The organism is Pleurocapsa sp. PCC 7319 (genome assembly GCF_000332195.1).
Taxonomy (GTDB): domain Bacteria; phylum Cyanobacteriota; class Cyanobacteriia; order Cyanobacteriales; family Xenococcaceae; genus Waterburya.
This window is the reverse complement of the sequence record NZ_KB235919.1, coordinates 215,023-230,050: the sequence shown is the minus strand read 5'-3', so window position 1 is coordinate 230,050 and position 15,028 is coordinate 215,023. Positions and strand designations below refer to the sequence as shown.

Annotated in this window: 13 protein-coding genes; 11 read left to right on the top strand and 2 right to left on the bottom strand. The window is 38.7% G+C overall.

The annotated features are described in order from the left end of the window. Nucleotides 1-35: 35 nt before the first annotated feature. Nucleotides 36-2,345 carry a CHASE2 domain-containing protein gene (locus tag PLEUR7319_RS33940; RefSeq protein WP_019503617.1) on the top strand — a complete coding sequence of 770 codons (2,310 nt, stop codon included), beginning with the start codon at nucleotides 36-38 and terminating at the stop codon, nucleotides 2,343-2,345. 179 nt (nucleotides 2,346-2,524) lie between these two features. Here PLEUR7319_RS33940 and PLEUR7319_RS0102425 read toward each other — a convergent pair whose 3' ends face one another. Then, complete coding sequence (locus PLEUR7319_RS0102425) at nucleotides 2,525-2,866, bottom strand: hypothetical protein (protein WP_019503616.1); 342 nt, start codon at nucleotides 2,864-2,866, stop codon at nucleotides 2,525-2,527. A 271-nt stretch (nucleotides 2,867-3,137) separates the two neighbouring features. Here PLEUR7319_RS0102425 and PLEUR7319_RS33935 point away from each other — a divergent pair, with 271 nt between their 5' ends. From PLEUR7319_RS33935 to PLEUR7319_RS0102385, 8 genes are all read left to right on the top strand, one after another. Beyond that, a complete protein-coding gene (locus PLEUR7319_RS33935) occupies nucleotides 3,138-4,019 on the top strand; it encodes a M48 family metallopeptidase (protein WP_036798497.1) in 882 nt (293 codons plus the stop codon). A gap of 128 nt (nucleotides 4,020-4,147) precedes the next feature. Further along, complete coding sequence (locus PLEUR7319_RS0102415; protein ID WP_019503614.1) at nucleotides 4,148-4,417, top strand: hypothetical protein; 270 nt, start codon at nucleotides 4,148-4,150, stop codon at nucleotides 4,415-4,417. A 566-nt stretch (nucleotides 4,418-4,983) separates the two neighbouring features. Continuing rightward, entirely contained in the window at nucleotides 4,984-5,526 is a 543-nt protein-coding gene (locus tag PLEUR7319_RS0102410) for a WGxxGxxG family protein (RefSeq protein ID WP_019503613.1), read from the top strand. A gap of 269 nt (nucleotides 5,527-5,795) precedes the next feature. Beyond that, the gene (locus PLEUR7319_RS0102405) at nucleotides 5,796-6,233 is read left to right on the top strand and encodes an Hsp20/alpha crystallin family protein (RefSeq protein ID WP_019503612.1); all 438 of its coding nucleotides are present in this window, start codon (nucleotides 5,796-5,798) and stop codon (nucleotides 6,231-6,233) included. Nucleotides 6,234-6,567: 334 nt separating this feature from the next. Further along, nucleotides 6,568-7,569: a DnaJ C-terminal domain-containing protein gene (locus tag PLEUR7319_RS0102400; protein WP_026102259.1), complete on the top strand. Its 1,002-nt coding sequence runs from the start codon at nucleotides 6,568-6,570 to the stop codon at nucleotides 7,567-7,569. Beyond that, entirely contained in the window at nucleotides 7,566-7,871 is a 306-nt protein-coding gene (locus tag PLEUR7319_RS0102395; protein WP_019503610.1) for a chaperone modulator CbpM, read from the top strand. Before PLEUR7319_RS0102400 ends, PLEUR7319_RS0102395 begins: the two co-directional genes overlap by 4 nt. A gap of 101 nt (nucleotides 7,872-7,972) precedes the next feature. After that, complete coding sequence (locus tag PLEUR7319_RS0102390; RefSeq protein WP_051044365.1) at nucleotides 7,973-8,755, top strand: PRC-barrel domain-containing protein; 783 nt, start codon at nucleotides 7,973-7,975, stop codon at nucleotides 8,753-8,755. After that, a complete protein-coding gene (locus tag PLEUR7319_RS0102385; RefSeq protein WP_019503608.1) occupies nucleotides 8,718-9,026 on the top strand; it encodes a PDZ domain-containing protein in 309 nt (102 codons plus the stop codon). Before PLEUR7319_RS0102390 ends, PLEUR7319_RS0102385 begins: the two co-directional genes overlap by 38 nt. Before the next feature lie 116 nt (nucleotides 9,027-9,142). On the opposite strand, the gene PLEUR7319_RS0102380 is transcribed toward PLEUR7319_RS0102385, so the two are convergent. Next, a complete protein-coding gene (locus PLEUR7319_RS0102380; RefSeq protein WP_019503607.1) occupies nucleotides 9,143-9,430 on the bottom strand; it encodes a hypothetical protein in 288 nt (95 codons plus the stop codon). 684 nt (nucleotides 9,431-10,114) lie between these two features. Here PLEUR7319_RS0102380 and PLEUR7319_RS37695 point away from each other — a divergent pair. Beyond that, nucleotides 10,115-12,643 (top strand): long-chain fatty acid--CoA ligase, encoded by a 2,529-nt coding sequence (locus PLEUR7319_RS37695; protein WP_019503606.1) that lies wholly within the window; start codon nucleotides 10,115-10,117, stop codon nucleotides 12,641-12,643. Nucleotides 12,644-12,656: 13 nt separating this feature from the next. Then, nucleotides 12,657-14,999 carry a 3-hydroxyacyl-CoA dehydrogenase/enoyl-CoA hydratase family protein gene (locus PLEUR7319_RS0102365; protein ID WP_019503605.1) on the top strand — a complete coding sequence of 781 codons (2,343 nt, stop codon included), beginning with the start codon at nucleotides 12,657-12,659 and terminating at the stop codon, nucleotides 14,997-14,999. The last annotated feature ends 29 nt before the right edge of the window (nucleotides 15,000-15,028 follow it).

Here is a 15,028-nt window from a genome sequence, read left to right as displayed (position 1 = left end):
AATTTCCTGACTCAATATTCCATGATTAACAGCTTATGTCTGTCTATATAGTTTCTTTGAAAATTACAGAAGGAAGTTTGGCCACAGGGTTTTCTGTTACCTTACAAATAAGCCAAGAAGGTTTACCTGCTGAACTAGAAATTTGTTCTCAACTGCCAGCAGCTCCTCATATTCTTCAACAATATAAATTATGGCAAACAGCTTATTTAGGGTTAAGATTATCAACTCGATTAGAATCAAATAAAGCATTTATTTCAAACTATTCTCGTTCAGAAAATTGCGATCGCGCTGCCACAAAATTGTTAAGCAGCATCAATAATTGGCTAGATGCAGATTCTTTTCGCCACCTCAAAGAAAGATTTTTATCGAGATTAAGTCCTGTTGATGAAATTAGAATTCTCATTCAAACAGAAAATATACTACTACAGTGTTTACCTTGGCATTTAGTTAATTGGTTTGAGCCTTATACTAAAGCAGAAATAGCTCTTAGTAAGCCGTCTTATGAAAAGGAAAAGCGAAGTGTAATTAATTTAAAAACTCATGTCAGAATCTTAGCCATTATTGGTAATAGCCAGGGAATTAATACAGATCTCGATCGCTGTTTACTGGAACAGTTGCCTAATAGCTCCGTTACCTTATTAACTGAAACAAGCAGAAAAGAGATAACCGAAAAGTTATGGGATACTCAAGGATGGGATATTCTTTTTTTTGCGGGACATAGTAATAGTGATTGCCATAAAAAGACAGGCTGCATTCAAATTAATCAACAGGATAATTTAACCACCAATGAGTTAAGGTATGCCTTGACCAAAGCTGTAGCCAGCGGTTTAAAAATCGCGATTTTTAATTCCTGTGATGGTCTGGGATTAGCTCACGAGCTAGCAGATTTAAAGATTCCTCAAATTATTGTCATGCGAGAACCAGTGGAGGATAAAGTAGCTCAGGAATTTTTAAAATATTTCTTAACTGCTTATGCCAAGGGAGAAAGTTTTTACCTGGCAGTACGGGAAGCTAGAGCCAGATTACAAGGATTAGAAGACCATTATCCCTGTGCCACCTGGTTGCCGGTAATTGTGCAAAATCCAGCAGAAATACCTCCAGCATGGCAACAACTTTATCGGCAAAAACGAGAGTCTGTTACTAACCATGTTTTCCGGCGACGACTAAAAATTCCTCTGGTTTTAGCTAGTAGTGCGATCGCTACTGTGGCAGTAATTGGCTTAAGATCTTTAGGAATGCTCCAGGGTTGGGAATTAAAAGCCTTTGATTATCTCAGTCAAAAACTGCCCTCAGAATCAGGGGATCAACGGATGCTAATTATCGGTGCAGATGAGCAGGATATTAGCAGCAACAATTATAAATATCCTCTTCCAGATGATATTTTAGCTGAGTTAGTTGATAAGATACAGCAGCATCAACCAGCAATTATTGGGATTGATATATTTCGCGACTATCCAGTTCCATCTAATAATAAGCACCAAAATTCAAAATCCCAAAGCTATTGGCAATACCCTAATGTAATTAGTATTTGTCTGGGTGATAGTTTAAATAATAGTGTTGCTCCACCACCAGATAGTCCTCCTGAACAGGTAGGTTTTGATAACATTTACGACGACTTGAAAATAACCAATGGTCAAGACGATCATGTCCGTCGCTATTTACTCTCTCGCAGCGATAACCCACTCACTCAAACCTCATATTGTGAGAGTAATTATTCTTTTGTGTTGCAATTAGTTTCTCGTTTTTTTCAAAGTCGCAATATACCCGTAACTACCAAGGGAAATAATTGGCAATTTGGCTCACAATTAGTTACCAGATTAGTTAATGGTAGTGGCGGATATCAAAAATTTGATGATCGTGGCAATCAATTACTTATTTCTTATCGTCGTACTCCCCAAATCGCTCAGCAAGTATCTGTTAGAGACATTTTAGAAGAACAGGATACTTTCGATCCTAGCTGGATCAAAAATCGTATTGTTTTGATTGGTGTAACCGCTAAATCAGTTCCCGATCTTCACGATACTCCGATCGGAGAAATCAGAGGCTTATATCTTCATGCCCATGTTGTTAGTCAACTTGTCAGTGCCGTAGAAGACAATCGTCCGCTGATTTGGTGGCTACCTTTTTGGGGAGACTACCTCTGGATTTGGTTTTGGTCTCTTGGTAGCGGATTAATTATAGTTCTTAAGCAAAATTATCTGTATCGCAGCTTGGCTATTACTGGTTGTGTGATTGTTTTGTCTGGTGTCTGTTGGTTAGTTTTAAGCCAAGGCGGTTGGTTAGCTTTGATTCCAGGAACAATGGCGATCGCTTTGACTACTACTATCATTATTTGGCGGCATTGACATCTACGATAGATTTGGCATGACTAACCATCGATATCGCGTCAGTTTAAATTTTGTCAATAACGTCAATAAGGTTAAAATCCCGATTATACCTGCTCAAAAAGAACTAGAGATAATCAGGATTAATAATATTAAATACCTAATGGCTTAGAGTTTTCTATCCTATAAACTTTTGTCCACTAGTTTTTCAAATTATCCAACAAGTTAGCTGCTTTTTCTTTCACAGTAGTTGCATTAGCTTCGTCGGGAGAAATCATTTTATCTGCATCTGCACCACCTTGCACAGCATTTAAGCCTTTTTGTGCTTCTTTAGTTACTTCATTGATGCCACGGGGATTAGAACTAGCAACTTCATCAGTTTTTGCTTGAACTCTATTTAAACTAGCTTCTCCCTCAGTTGCTCTACTAGTTGCTGCCTGTGCTGGATAAGCACTAGAGATAAACAATAATCCACAGACAAAAGCTGTTAACAATAAACGCAAAGAAGATTTTAACCAGTTGTTTAACTTATTGAATAACATAAGTTTACCTCAATATTTTTTCTATTACTCATATTAATAGCTGTTATCGTAACTTACTCACATCTAACTAAAGATATATAAAATTTGCAAATTTAGAAAAAAGCCTGAGAAATTGATTAATAACGCAGAGTTATTGACCTAAATTTTGAATACTGCATATTATCTTATATTCATGACTGTATCTATCTCAAGATATACTTTTAGTTACTTGGAAAATTTATATACAATAAGTTATTAAATTAGAAGAATGTCAACTATAGAAAAAATTTTAATGAATATAAACAGTAATAAATGCTCAAAAATGTGGCAAAAGCCTGTACTGATCTTGTGGATGTTTGGGATTAATAATCTACCTGTATCCGCTAATAATAGCGTTCAACATCAAATAGAAGATTTTTCCGAGACCAAATCGGCAATAGTTGCAATTGATATTTTGGATGCAGTTCAAGGTGCAGCAGAGTTTATTCAAATAGCCAATATTTCTGATGAACAAGAGATCGAAATCGGCAAACAAACTAACGAGCAAATATTAGCAGAATATCAACTCTACGATAATCCTCAAGTTCAAGGATACGTTGAAAACCTCGGTCAAGAGTTGGTTAATAGTGGCGACAGTCGAAATATTCCATTTCACTTTCAGGTAGTTGTTAGTGATGAAGTTAATGCGTTCGCAACTCCCGGAGGATTTGTCTACGTCACCACAGGATTATTAAAGACTGCTGAAAATAGAGCGCAATTAGCATCGGTAATGGCCCATGAAATTGCCCATATCAATAACAAACATGGTGTTAAAGGTTTAAAACAAGCTGTAGCAGCTAAAGGTATAGCTAGTACTGTAGGAGTAGATACTAGTGCTTTAGCTCAGATCGCCTATCAATTAACTGTAGATTTACCTAAAAGTCGTTCTTTTGAGTATGAAGCTGACAGTGATGGACTGGATACGTTACAACAGGCTGGCTATCCTGCAGAAGCCTTTTCCCAGTTTTTAGCTAAATTAGAAAGTAGCGGTGGGACACCAGAATTTTTACGTACCCATCCCAGCAGTGACAATAGAATTGAGGCGATCGCTCAAAAATCAAAGACAAATAATCCTAGTAATCTTAAAGGTCAAGATAAAGCAGAATATTACCAGAATGTTCTTTCTTTAATATAGATTCCGATCATAATTACCGATTGCCAAGCCAATCAATCAATAGTTAGATTAAGATTTCTATCCCTCGCCAGATCATATTATTTGAATTGTCTTTTTTAATGAGATGTAAGAACATAAATAAAAATATTATGGACAACCAAAAAGATAATAATGACCAGGCATTTCGCACAGCTAACAAAGGCGATGTAATTGATGATTCTAAGTCTTTAGAAGAGAAAAAAGAGCAAGTAGCAGTAGATAGTTGGGATCCTGCAGGTCATGTGGAAGTTCCTACCTACTTCCCCGTAGAGAACGAAAATGGGGAGGAAGAGGCATTACATCACGTCAAAGATGCCGAGGAGATTTCAGATGTAATTCGTCAAGCCAGAACCGATGAGGATGGCGATCGCAAGTGGTAAGAGCTATCAATAGAGTAAAAATATCTATTTTTAGGTTTTTTGCTTATTTCCAGTATTCGGGATAGTTTTACCTGCATCTGCTCTAGACAGTATAATTGCCATCTCTGCAACAGATAATCTAGAATTCAGACATTTTAAAACTGATAAATTCTGATAAACTCGTGAGTTTTTAACTTAGTCAAACTCACAAATATCTAATTCTGCACTTCAGCTTTTGAGGTGCTTTTTTATGTACTAGCTTTAAAACTCAGCCTAATATAATCTCTAACTAATGATTTATACCTAGTGAAAGATGTAGTCTACAACTAATGCAACTACAATACACATATGAATATCAATTCTATTATTTATTATTCAGATAATATCGTGTTCATACATGCAATGAATAGAATATAAGTTTCTCTTGTCTCTTTTTCACTGCAATTGTTTGACGGCTATATTATCGACAAATTCTAGATAGAAGTTGCTTAATTAGGTTATTTGATAGAAGTTTAAACGTTATCATCATCAATTTTTATACCTAAAACTAGTAACACTTTTACACAAATAATAACAAGGAGTTTTTTATGAACTTAGCTAAACTTACTACTACTACTATTATTACTTTAAGTATGGCTTTACCTGCTGGCGTAGCATTAAGCCAAGAAAAAGAGGAAACTGTAGACCAAAACTTGAATCAAGCCGAACAAAATATTGATAATGTCGGTGAGAATTTAAAAGATGCTGGAAAAGCTCTAGGTAATAGTGTTGAAAATACTGGTGAAGCAGCCGGACAAGGACTCGAAAATACCGGTGAGGCTGTAGAAGAAGGTCTAAACGATGCCGGTAATGCCATTGAGCGTAACTATAATCAAGCTGAAGAACAAGTGCAGCAAACTGCTGCCGAAGCTGAAGAGAAAATTAATCAAGCTGCTGAAGCTGCCGAGGCTGAGATTGCCGAAAATGTTGCCGCCATTGAACAAAGATCTAACTGGGGTTGGTTAGGTTTGCTTGGTCTACTAGGATTATTCGGTTTAGCTGGCAAAAATAAAAAAACTACTGTGGTTGAAGAGCGCCGTAACTTAGACCCCTTAGACCAGGGCGATCGCCCAACTATGTATAACAGTTAATCTACATTATTAAGTTGATTAATTTGAAGGGGCAATATTTTTGTCCCTTTTTTTAGTGCTCCTACAAGTAAAACAAGCCGTTCAGCTTTTTAATATGAGGAGATCTCAACTTACAGAGGTCATAAAACCGAACATTACTTTTTTAAGATTTTTTGTATATTTAATAGTGTGAGTCAAACAAATACAATATTACTCGCCAATTAACTCAACCATTATCAATAAAAACTCTCTAAATCAATCTCAACACCAAAGTTTTGGAGGTCTAAATTATGTCCTTAATTCGTTGGCAACCTTTCTCAGAAATTAACAGTTTACAAAGAGAAATGAACAGTTTGTTTGATAGTTTAGTTCCAACAACTACCGACAGACTTAGTTCAGGTTTTGTCCCTGCTGCGGAAATGGAAGAAACACCATCAGCAATTCATCTTAAATTAGAAGTTCCTGGTATGGATGCCAAAGACATCGATATTCAAGTTGCTGCTGAATCTATTTCCATTAGCGGAGAACGAAAATCAGAAAGCAAAACCGAATCTAACGGTCTGACCCGAAGTGAATTTCACTATGGTAGCTTTAACCGCGTTATTCCTTTACCTACTCGCGTCCAAAATACTAATGTAAATGCAGAATACAAAGACGGTATTCTAAATCTCACCTTACCTAAAGCTGAAGAAGAAAAAAATAAAGTCGTCAAAGTTGATATTAGCTAAGCTTCTCTTTTAAGTGATTCAACTTGTTAGGTAGAACGAGAAACTAGATATGACAAGTTAAACTTATACAATTGGGTTTCTAAAGGTATTTTGAGCCGTCAATAGAAACCCAATTAACCAACGGTCACAGCAGCGCGAAGTTGCGCGATGCGAAGCGAGTACATGCGGCGAACTATACGCCTTTGTTTAGGGTTGCGGCGGTTTCCCCCGTTGTCCCAAAGGGATACCACAAGCATAAGCAAACTTCGTAAGAAAGCTCCGTCGTTTTATTTATCCTCGAATGGGGACGGCGGAGTAATCTCTGACTACATAAATTCAGGAGGTGAAAGCCGAAGTGGCAGCAACTGACTTTAAAGATTATTATCAAATTCTCGGAGTGAGCAAAACTGCAACTCCAGAAGAAATTAAGAAAGCTTACCGTAAATTAGCCAGAAAATATCATCCCGATCTTAATCCAGGAGACAAGAAAGCCGAACAACGTTTTAAAGAAATCAACGAAGCTCAAGAAGTACTATCTGACCCTGAAAAACGTGCTAAATACGATCAATTTGGTCAATATTGGCAACAAGGAGCAACAGGAACACCTCCTGGAGCTGGTATGGGTGTTGATTTTGGACAGTACGGTAGTTTTGATGATTTTATTAACGAACTTTTAGGACGCTTTGGTGGTAGGACTGGCAGAGACTCTACAGGAGGAAGAAGAGTTTATACTTATAGTACTGGTAGTCCTGAAGGTTTCCCTGGAGGATTCAGCGGCTTTGAAGATGCTTTTGGCGGTGGCGGATTTTCCAATATACCTACTACGGATACCGAAGCAGCAATTACTCTGACTTTTTCGGAAGCTTTTCACGGAACGCAAAAACGCTTACAGCTAGATGGTGAAACTATTAACGTCAGAATTCCTCCTGGGGCTAAACCAGGTAGTCGCATTCGCATCAAAGGTAAAGGGCAAATTAGTCCATTTAACCAGCAACGTGGAGATTTATATCTAAACATTAGTTTGCAACCCCATCCTATCTTTAAGTTTGAGGGCAAAAATATTATCTGCGAAGTTCCCATAGCTCCGGAAGAAGCAGTTTTGGGAACAGAGATAAAAGTTCCGACTCCTGATGGTAGTGTATCGATGAAAATTCCCCCAGGGGTAAATTCGGGACAATCCTTACGACTGAGAAATAAGGGTTGGAAGGCTCCCAATGGCAAACGTAGCGATCAAATTGTGAAGCTAAAAATTGTTACTCCTAAACAATTGTCTTCTCAAGAGCGAGAATACTACGAAAAACTTGGTCAAGCCAGTAGTTTTAATCCTCGTCGTAAACTAGAGGAGGTGCGGTTATGAAGCCGATGAGTTTATCGCAGATCGTAGTCTCTAGAAAAGGCAATCGCTTAATTACTTTTGAACAAGCTGCCTATCTCACCCACACTTCGGTAATAACTTTAGAACGCTTTGCTGATCTGGGTTTAATTGAACGAGTAGAATCGATGATGCAACTGTCTGATTTAACTCGTGTAATGCAGATTATGCGTTTGCGACGAGATTTAGGATTGAATCTTGTCGGTGCGGCGATCGCTCTAGATATGGCAGCAGAAATTTCCCAATTAAAAGCCCAGATAAAAGCTGTGCGACAACAACAGTTTTAGCTATATTATCTCAGCTCTAAATTTTTTTTGATGGTATTGCTCTGTGCGGTTTGTTTGCTTTACTTCTTACTTGAAATCTATGTTTACTTAGGAGGTAAAAAATTATGAATGTAATTCGTCGTAGTCAGATCATTGGGTTAATGACCATGGATGGTTCTACCGCTACTGAATATGATCGCGTCGAAGAAGTATGGTTAGATGAAAACGGACGGGTTGTTTATCTAACAGGTAGGGAAGGCTATACCCCCTTGGAACAGGTATCGGTAATTGGTCCTGATGCAGTTTTAACCTACAGCAGTGAGCTCTTTGAGCCTGCTGATAATCTGCGTCGTCTCAACCGTATGCAGGTAAGTTCGACAATGTCAGATCCACTCGGTTGGGTAGAGGACTTTCTCTTTGATTGGGAAACAGGAGATATTGCTGCCTATGTATTGAGCGGTGATATTGCCGAACCTTATGGTGGCAGAGCGGTATTATTTCCCGATGATATCGAAACCATTGACGCGGAAGTAATAGTAATTAAAGAAGGAGCGAAAAACCGTCTCCAAACTGAATCGGAAGGACTCAAAGACTTTATGAGCGAAAAATCGCAACAGGTCAAACATTTAGTTAAGAAAATGGGCGATCGCCTTCGCTCTTTAGTCTCTCCTCAAGATGAACCAGAAGTAGTGCGAGTCAAGATTAGAGAAGTAAGCGACGAACTAGCAGCTTCTGGCAAACACAATCGTCATAGCTTAGCTGAAGCCACTGAATTTCTCCAACATAAATGGCAAGATCTACAGCATAGTATCGACCGCACCAGTAAGCGAATGAAGTCGGCTTTGGATTCTGCCTGGAAGTATTCAAATGTTGACCTTGACTCCCGAAGTGGCACAACAATTTAATGACGATCCTAATTCATTAATGCTGGTTCCTGAAATAAAAGGAGTCTTGGTAGTACGTGTAGTTGCTGATAGTCCTGCAGCAGATGGTGGCATACGTCGTGGTGATGTAATTACGGCAGTGGCAGGTAATAAAATTGAAACTGCCGAACAGTTACAAAAGGCAGTAGAACAAAGTCAAATTGGTAAACCTCTAAGTATTTCTGTTCAACGGGGAGAACAAACTCAGAAGCTATCCGTACGCCCCCAAGAGTTACAAAAAGCTGGAAAGTGACGTTTTCCCGACGCTAAGTAAAGTTGTAATACCGTTTTAAATTTAAAAGACAACAGATCGTTTGTGTAGGGGCGCATGGCAATGCGCCCTTACGATCAATGTGTAGTCAAAGCTATTCAATTTGGTATAAGTATTCCCACCATATAATAATCAGTCAAATCTCGGTCGAGAACAACACCAGTGATTTTCCACCAGCGATCGCCTAGAGCTAAATTTCGCACCTGTTCGGTATCAACCGAGCCTGTAATGGATAAATTATCTGGCAATGGCACTAAGGTTTTAATTTTAGGCTTGATAGTGTTAGTTATGCGTAAAACAATAATCGTCTTGCGTCTATGATTCAAGTTCGCAACTACCTGAATCTTCCGCGCAGTTGAAATCAGGCGCGCGAAATTCCACGTCATTTATACTTGGGATGAGCTTAACTCTGTATTTTATTTCGGTTTATGACTTAAGCTCTAAGAGATTAACAATTGATACCCTCTGAGTCTAGTAGATTTTTCAGCTAATAGAATGAATTTTTTAATTTATTTATTTATTAGTTCGATCTAATGTCCGATTTTTTGACATAAATCTGAATAAATCAAGAAGATTATTTAAGGCAAAAGTTAAGAAATTATTTATTTTTTCTAAGTATTTTTGATTCTTGATTTAGAGAGCGAATAAATTCCCGCAAAATATCAGTTTTAGTTCGCTTAGTTTGGATTGCATAACGGTTTAAAATTTTAAGCTCATGTGCGGGAACTCTTATGTTTATTTGTTTCTGACACATGATGTTGACTAGCCATTGGCTATCCTACAATTGATTTGCTATAAATATGCTATACTGATTAGTATATCAAATTACCTTATCAATTAGCTTTGATCCAGTAAGAATAAAGCTTTTAAAATCAAACTATTTTATCGATATTTACGGTCGGATAATATCCGTAGAGTTTTTATAGTACTGGTAAAAGTCAATTGCTAATCTGTACTTTAATTACATAGCTATCAAGTTAGTCTTATAGTTGCAAAAAATGTGTGGCAACAGCTTAAGAGGCTAAAGATAGCCTTAAGGAGAAAAGAGATGTCATCTCTTTGAGTTGTCAATGTTTTATGCTAACAAGATTAATCGATCTTTTTCCCCAATTGATCGTCCAATTTTGGGTCGGACTTTACCTTCACTACTAGATGAAGCTGTCAATCATTATCCTAATCATCATGCCTTCAATCAGTGGCAGACAAATACTTGGCAGTCCTTATCTAATCAAGAATTACTAACTGCTGCCGAACATTTAGCTTTGGGGTTGTTAGAGGAAAAATTAGAGCGAAGCGATTACGCATCCGCGTACCCTAAGGATCGCATTGCCCTGTTAATGCACGACGATGTCAATTTCTGTCTGGCAGATTTCGGCTCTTTATTAGCAGGATTAATCGACGTACCAATAGATCTATCTCAGACCTTAGATAATATTGGTTTTATTTTGCGTCATTCAGAAGCTAAAGTATTAATTGTTTCTGATATAGATCTACTCGCTCAAGTCATTCCCTATTTTGAGAGTACTCCTAAACTTCAGACAGTTATTGTTGCTAATATTCCTGAAGATTGGGAGGTAAAACGAACTCAATTACTGACGTGTGGACTAGATAAAGAGTTCGGAATTCGGAATTCGCCCTACGGGTTCGACAGTTTGCTCAAGTCGGGGAACCCGCCCAACGCAACTGTCTCAGAATTCGGAGTTCAGACTTTTGAAGATAGAGAGTTCACGGCTAACAAATTGTCAAACAAGAATAGTCAGGATTTAGAATCCAGTCATTTAGACGTTCAACTCCGAACTACTAACTCCGAACTACTAACTACTAACTCGTCCCCAGCTTGTTTATGTATTCCGATGTTGCTCTGCCAAAGTAAGCCAGAGCTATCTTGTCCCGAACTACCACAGTGCATTCAGCTATTTTCTCTTGATGAAGTTCGCGCTAGAGGTAAAAAATTATGGAGCGAGAAGCGAAGACAGAAATTGCGATCGCTAATTTCACCTCAAGACTTAGCAACTATAGTCTATATCGCAGGAGAGACAGGACAGCCCAAAGGTGTCATGTTAAGCCACGAGAATATTAGTGCTGATATTCTGACTACTTTTAAAAGTATTCCCGACCTCAAACCAGGAGCAACAGAAACGATTCTATCTTTCTTACCTCTAACTCATATTTTTGCGCGGGCATTTGTTTACGGTCATCTTAATTACGGACATAGCATTTACTTTTCTACTCCCAATCGAGCGGTTAGAGATTTCACTAAAGTACAACCAACTATTGTGGCTACCGTTCCGCGACTATTAGAGAAGATTTATCAAAAAATTCTTGATCGCGGGCACAAGCTTCAAGGAATCAAAAAAATAATATTCACTTGGGCTTTAAAACTAGCTCAAAGTTACGATTTAGGTCAAACAACAGGACTACTTAATAGTCTGCAATTTAAATTGGCAGATCGCTTAGTCTTTTCTCAATGGCGCAAGCCTTTTGGCGGCAGGCTTAAATACTTTATTAGTGGTGGTGCTGCACTAAAAGGCGATATTGCCAATATACTGAGTGCAGCTAAGATGACTGTCTTACAGGGTTATGGTTTAACTGAAACTAGTTCGGTAATTTGCTGTAATCGAGATGGTTTCAACCGTGCGGGAACAGTAGGATTGCCCATACCTGGAGTAAAAATTGCGATCGCTGATGATGGAGAAATCTTAGTCAAAGCTCCTTATGTAATGCAGGGCTATTATGAAAATCCTGAAGCTACTCAGTCAGTTATGGATGATCAAGGCTGGCTGCATACGGGAGATCTCGGCGAATTTACCACCGAAGGATACTTAACCATTACTGGTAGTAAAAAAGAACTATTTAAACTTTCCACTGGTAAATATGTCACTCCTCAACCTCTAGAAGAGCAAGTTAAAAAATCCTCTTTGGTCGAACAAGCGATGGTAGTGGGAATGCAAAAAAAATTCTGTGGCATGTTGATTTTTCCCCGACTAGATAGCTTACGAGAACAAGCTAGGGTCTTGAATTTATACGTTCCGATTAACAAGTTATTACAACAACCGGAAATTATCGCCCTTTATCAAACCTTAGTTGATAATGCGAATCAGCAGCTTCCCAGTTGGTCGAAAGTTAAGCGATTTCAACTACTTAATGCCCATCTCACTATAGCAAATGGTCTATTATTGCCCAACATGACCGTCAATAGGGCTAAAGTCAACGAGGTATTTGCTAGAGAAATTGATGCTCTATATGGAGAAGAGACAATTTTGAGTTCGGAATTAGTATTAGTCGCTTCACAAGAGGCTTCGCAACTAAGTTCGAAATTAGTATTGCGGCTTAAAAAGTTCATACTTCCATCTTGGCAAGTCTTTATAGGTTACTTTCGCTCTCCTCAACATAAGAGCATCGATTTTATCGAAAAGATGCACGATCGCGAAAGACAAGGCAGAGCTGCTAAATTCCGAACTACGAACTTAGAACTACGAACTCTTTTAGTTAAACCAAAACTGTTTTGGAAGCGCATTAAAAATTATATTACTCTACCCTCTACGATGCCGTGGAAATTTGAAAAAAACAGCAACTCTGAAGACTTAGACAAAATTTAAGGGAGGAAAACAGATGTTTAAACCGTTCCGAAACGCTGCCGTTTTAGGTGCTGGAGTTATGGGGTCGCAGATTGCAGCTCACCTAGCTAATGCAGGATTAACAGTTCATTTACTAGACATACCAGCCCCAGAAGGAAATAAAAATGCGATCGTGGAAGCTGCTTGGCACAAGGCACTTAAACTTAAACCGCCGATTCTATATACAGAAAAAATAGCTCGTCGTATTACTCTTGGCAATTTTGACGAACATCTTGATCGTTTAGCTGATGTAGATTGGGTGATTGAAGTTGTAGTCGAAAATCTGGAAATCAAACAGCAGTTAATGGCAAGGATAGAAGGGATTGTCAGTCACGATGCGATCGTTTCTACTAATACTAGTGGTTTACCTATTAAAGAAATAGCTCGTGGATTACCTCAATCATTTCGCAAACGTTTCTTAGGTACTCATTTCTTCAATCCTCCCCGCTATCTTAAATTATTGGAACTAATTCCGACTGAAGATACAGATACAGAGATCCTACTGAGACTAGAATGGTTTGCTCGTCTTCATCTTGGTAAAGGAGTTGTGGTAGCTAAAGATACTCCTAACTTCATAGCTAATCGCATTGGCATTTATGCCACCATGCTGGGAATCAAAGCTTTTACAGATGAGGGATATACTATTGAGGAAATTGATACTCTGACAGGAACTTTAGTTGGACGACCTAAATCGGGAACTTTTCGCACTGCTGACTTAGTAGGATTAGACACCCTAGTTTATGTAGCTAAAAATCTCTATCCGGCAGTTCCTGAAGATGAAAGTCGTGAAGTTTTCCGCGTGCCAGCATTACTAGACAAGTTAGTATCAGCAGGAATATTAGGTGCAAAAACAGGTCAGGGTTTTTATAAAAAAGAAAAAGGTCAAATTCTCTCTTTAAACCCTAAAACCTTGGCTTACGAGTCGGCAAAATCAATGGATTTAGGCGATCTTAAATCCATGAACAAGCTAGAATTACCTAAACGATTAAGAGCTTTGTATCAAGATCGAGGTCATGCTGGCAAGTTTTTCCGCAAGTACATCTTATCCATACTTAGCTACAGTTCGTACCGTATTCCTGAAATTACCGATAGTCCTGCTGAGATTGACCGGGCTATGCGCTGGGGATTTGGTTGGGAATTAGGTCCTTTTGAAATTTGGGATGTCCTGGGCTTCAAAACTGTAGTCACCGATATGCAGACAGCCGATATTCCCTTAGCCGATTGGGTAGCAACAATGATTAAACATCATCAAGTTGCTGGATTTTATCAACACGATCAAGTCTACACTCCAACCCACGAATATATCGCTTTAAATACTCCTCAAGATGAAATCGATCTTCAAGTAATTAAATCCCATCCAGAGAATATTATCTGGCAAAATGAAGAAGCCGCACTACTTGATATTGGTGAAGAAGTAGTTTTATACGAATTTCGCTCTAAAGGCAATACTCTGAGCTTCAAAGTGATGTCTGGTTTGGTAGAGGTTTTAGATATTCTGGAAAATAGCGACTATCATGGCATGGTAATTGGTAACAGCAATGTTAACTTCTGTGGTGGTGCTAATCTGGCAGAAATTGGCAAGCTAGCTCAATCAGGTCAATTAGATGCGATCGCCGATCTAGTGCTGCAATTCCAAAAAACCCTACAAAGAATTCATTACTTCCCCAAACCAATCGTCGCTGCTGTTAGAGGACTAGCTCTGGGTGGCGGTTGTGAGTTAGTGATGGCTTGTCCCCAAGTAGTAGCCGCTGCCGAAAGCTATATTGGGCTGGTAGAACTCAGTGTGGGCTTAATTCCTGGGGCTGGTGGCATTATGCGGATGGCAGCCTGGGCAGCAGAACACTCAGCCCAAGAAACCGCAACCCAAATTCAACCATTCTTACAAAAAGTTTTTGAAACTGTGGGTATGGCAAAAGTTGCCAATAGTGGTTATGAAGCTCAAGAACTCGGTTTCTTATCGCCTACGGCGAAGATTATCATCAATAGCGATCGCCGTTTATATGTAGCCAAGCAAGAAGTTATCCGTCTCGCTCTCGAAGGCTATGCACCTATACCTAATCGGGACTCGATCATGGTTTTAGGTCAACCAGCCAAAGCAGCATTAGAACACGCAGCTTATGTCTTCCAGCAAGGAGGATATATCTCCGAATATGATCGCTTTCTTGCCAATCGTTTAGCTTATGTTCTCACAGGTGGCGAACTCTCATCACCCTCTTTAGTTAGTGAAGATTATCTACTGCAACTAGAAAGAGATTTGTTTGTGCCACTACTCAAAGAAGAAAAAACACAAGCAAGGATCGCCCATTTGTTGAAAACTAAAAAACCTTTACGGAATTAGTTTTTTGAGTTCGGAATTCGGAGTTCGGA